The sequence below is a fragment of the Dapis brunnea BLCC-M229 genome (assembly GCF_050015995.1).
GTDB lineage: Bacteria > Cyanobacteriota > Cyanobacteriia > Cyanobacteriales > Microcoleaceae > Trichodesmium.
Map to the genome: position 1 here is coordinate 1 of NZ_JBNHEP010000133.1, position 4,598 is coordinate 4,598.

Here is a 4,598-nt window from a genome sequence, read left to right on the forward strand (position 1 = left end):
TAATGGGTAATCCTAAACCTGTGCCTTCTTGACTATTTTTACCTGTTTCAGTTTGGGCAAATGCTTCAAATAATTTACTCATTTCATCTTCAGCTATTCCTGCTCCTGTATCTCTCACTGCAAAAATTATTTTTGCTTTTCCATTACTTTCCCCCTTCTGCTTTTCTAAGGGGGGATTAAGGGGGGATTCTTTTTGACTACCAACTGTTACGCTTACACCCCCTTCAGATGTAAATTTAATCCCATTATTGATTAAATTAATTAAGACTTGACGCAGCTTAATTTCGTCAGTATAGATATATTGAGGTACATGATCTTGATGGTCGAATATTAATGTTAATCCTTTATTTTCTGCCATTATATGTAGTAAGTCTTCAAGTTCGTTTAAGAAGGAATAAAAGTCAAAACTCTTGCTGTTGAGAGTCATTTTCCCTGCTTCAATTTTAGATAAATCTAAAATGTTATTAATCAAGGTTAATAAATAGCTACCACTGTTATTAATAATAGTTGTATTTTCTTTGTCTTCCTTTGATAAACTCTGAGAATGGATCATAATTTGCGAAAAGCCTAAAATTGCATTTAAAGGAGTGCGTAATTCGTGACTCATATTAGCAATGAAAGTGCTTTTTGCTTGGTTTGCTACTTCCGCTTTTTCTTTCGCCACTTCCAATTGTTGATTCGACTCCGTGAGTTCAACAGTTCGCTCTGCTACTCGTTGTTCGAGAGTTTCAAACAAAGCTTGTAATTCGCTTGCCATAAGGTTGAAAGACTGAGCTAATTCTCCGACTTCATCACAGCGATCGCTCTCTACTTTTGTCTGTTGATGCCATTCTCCTTGACTCATACTTTTTGCAGCTTGGTTTAATTTCAAAATCGGTCGTGTAATCCAACGTGCGGTAAAAATACCTAAGATGATAGCGATCGCCAACGCCAAAATACAAAGGGCAATGGTAATTCTGGTATTAGCATTAATCTCTGCCATAAATTCTGACTCCGGCACAACGATAGCGATAGTCCAGTTTGGATTAGGTATTTCAGAACTTGACGATTGTAAAGGGACTACTCGCAGCAAGTATTGCTCTTTATTTAGACGAAATTGCAACTGCTCTTGTGATTTTTTTTGTGAACTTAAAGTTTGCCAATAATTAGTAGCAAAAGCAATGACAGCATCATGGCTTTGGTTTGGTTTCAAGCGCTCGAAAGTCCCATAATAATTTTCAACTTTGCGCTTATCTTGTTTAGAGATAAGAAACAACTTCTCATCAACCGATTTTGCGAGCAACTTCCCATCCTCATCAATAAGTACAATTCGACAACCATTACAAATATTCAGAGATTTCAGAAAATCTTGTAGCAATCTTAAATCCAAATTGACAGCAAAAACTCCTTGTAACTCACCTTTGCGATCAAAAAATGGCGCATAGCTACTAACTCCTAGAGCTGGAAGTTTTCCTATTTGGAAAGGTTTTGTCCAACCGAAAGTCCGATCGCGGACTGCACCTTGATACCAAGGACGTTCTTGAACTGGGAATTTGTCAATTGAGAAAGCCTCTTTGCCATGATTACCTTGTTTATCAACAAAAGTTACAATTAATCGTTCCATCAGTTTCGGATCGTTATAGGCATATTGAATATATTCTTCATCTGGATATTGCGGATACCCTTTTAGTCTCATTTGGTGAATTACTTGGAAAGTCCCGTCAGGTAAACCTAAAAGAACAGCACTCACGGTTTCAAATTGGTTAATGCGTTTCCATAGAAGTCCCTTGATCTCAGCTAGGTTGTTTAAATTGACTGTTTGACTTCGGACTGCTTCAATATTCATTTTGTTAATTTGCATTGCCGTCTGAAGATTTTGCTGAATATACAAATTAACTCGCTCTACCACTTCTGTCATCAAGCGTTCTGAGAGATTTTGTACTGCTTGCTGACCACTTCGATAAGACAAATAACCTACCAGTCCAACGCTTGCCAGCAATTGCATCACAAAGGGGACTATCAATACCATCCGCAGAGAAAGTTTACCAAACATAGAATCTTAACTTTTGACTTTTAATTTTTGACTTCCCTGAAACCTACTTCTAAATTCTGACTTCGCGATCGCTACACAACCAGAGAATAGGAATAACCAGTTGCAGAAAAAGGTATAAAAATACTCATACTCCCCTACTCCCCTACCCTCCTACTCTCCTACTCTCCCACTTTCCTATTCCAAAAGGTAGAAAAATACTCCCCCACTCCCACTCCCCCACTCTCCTATTCCAAAAGGTAGAAAAATACTCCCCTACTCCCCCACTCCCCCACTCCCCTGCTCCCCCACTCTCCCACTCCCCCACTCCCCTACTCGTCTACTCCCCTACTCGTCTACTCCAATATGGGTCGCCCAGATCCATATCAATTTGCCATTGGTCTAACAGCAACATATAATCAACAACATCATAATTTCCCTGTCTATGTTTCTCTGATTCATGGTTAATTAAAACACAGCGAGGAGTAAATACAATTCGCTTACCTTTTTTCCGCAACTTCAAACACAAATCAATATCCTGATAATCAGAGAAAAAATGTTCATTAAAACCACCTACCAACTCAAAATTTTCCCGACTCATCATCAAAGAATCTCTACTAACAGCAGACACCTCTCTTGCACAAACTAAAGAACCTGCATAACCATCATCATTAGTCGGAAAACCTCGCATCACATAATTAACTTTTCCCAATTTTCCTAACACAATACCTGCGTGTTCAACAGTTCCATTAGGAAAAACTAAAAATCCTCCCACAGCACCAATATCAGATTGTTCTGCATAATATAAAAGATGTCTTTGCCAATCATTAACAGCAACTTCTAAATTAGTATTCAGAAAAACAAAATATTCACCTTGGGCAGTTTTAGCACCCAAATTATAAGCACGAGAATAATTAAACTTACCCGATAAACCTAAAACTTTCACAGCAGGATTTTCGATGAAATTATCTGTTCCATTCTCACCAGTTATTAAAATTACTTCATTTTCGGGATAAGTAGAAACAGACAATAAATTTTCCAACCATTGACTGAGACTTTCCGAAATATTAGGAGTAGCAATAATCAAACTAATCAAAGGATAATTCTTTCTCGGCAAAGGATTAATATTTACCCGATGTCTACCCAAACCAGGTTCCGCTTTTGCTGCCAAACCAATTCTCTCTAAATGAGCATTAACAGCAGCTTGTTGTACTACTTCAATACCTGCTTTAGCATCAGCATCTCCCGAAATACTTCCCTGAACTTTTCGCCAATGATAAAGATGTTGAGAAATATGAGCAATTTTATTAGTTTGCTCGGAAACTCGTAACATAAACTCATAATCTTGTACCCCATCAAATTCACTCTTAAAACCTTGAATATTTAAAGCTATTTCTCGACGTACACATAATAAATGACCAACATACATAACACCACGAAAATATTCAGGTGACCAGTCAGGTTTAAAGAATGGTTCAATATAATTTAAGCCAGAAAAATCAATTTTATCTTCATCAGAATAAACCACATCAAATCCTGCTGCGAGTTTATGCAAACTATTTTCTAAAGCTGTTGGTGCGAGAGTATCATCATGGTCTAATAAACAAATAAATTCTCCAGTAGCCATTTTCAGTGCCTTATTTGTCGCAGCACTAATACCCCCATTATCTTCTGAAAATAGAACTTTAATTCTCGATTCTTTTTCTGCTAAACCTGCAAGAACATTTCTAATTTCTTCTTGTTTCGATCCATCATCAACAATACACCATTCCCAGTTAGGAATAGATTGGTTAAGAACACTCAAAACTGTCTCCACAAACCAATCTAAAGAAGAATTCCAAGTAGGAGTTAGGATACTCATAGAAGGTTGATAAAAATCTCTTCTTCCAACTTCGGTCTTCCTTCTTCCTTCCATTAAAATTACTGGATTAATAATTTCCCAGAACTTTTCAACCGTTACTCCCGATAAACCCAATAATTCCTGTTTTTTTTGTCTAGGAGTTTGGTTTGCCAACCCAGACAAATTATTAACTTCTACCACTGGTTTAGTAGAACCTTTATCTCCCAACCCAGACAAATTATTAACTTCTACCACTGGTTTAGTAGAAGTTTGATTTGCCAACTCCGACAAATTATTAACTTCTACCACTGGTTCAGTAGAACCTTTATCTCCCAACCCAGACAAATTAGTAACTCCTTCTATCTGGTTGGTTAGAATTTTTTTTTTCGTAGGAGTTTGCTCTCCCAACCCAGACAAATTTGTATCTGGTTCGACAAGAAATAAACTTTTAGCTGAAGTATTCGTCTTTTTAGATTTGAATTTTTCCAAATCAGCTTGAATTTCTTGAATCTCTGTTTGCGACTTCTCCAAATCTGCCATTATTTCTGTCAATAAAGGAGAAATAAAAGAGGTAGCTGTAGGAATTATTTCCCCGGTAGTTTCCAATGGTAAATTTTCCGGCAAAATCTCTAAGCGATCGCTATCAACTTTTTCCCAAGACGACTCTAGAAAAACTTCTTCTTCATTCTTTATTTCTTCTTGCTTCTCAATATTAAATTCTGACTTCCCAGATTTGACTTCCTCTTTTTG

Annotated in this window: 2 protein-coding genes; both read right to left on the bottom strand. The window is 37.0% G+C overall.

Features of this window, described 5'->3' with window-relative positions; translation table 11 throughout:
• The coding region (locus ACP6PM_RS15785) for a cache domain-containing protein (protein WP_426586200.1) at positions 1-2,032 on the bottom strand (2,032 nt) is incomplete at its 3' end.
• A 316-nt stretch (positions 2,033-2,348) separates the two neighbouring features.
• The coding region (locus ACP6PM_RS15790; RefSeq protein ID WP_426586202.1) for a glycosyltransferase family 2 protein at positions 2,349-4,598 on the bottom strand (2,250 nt) is incomplete at its 5' end.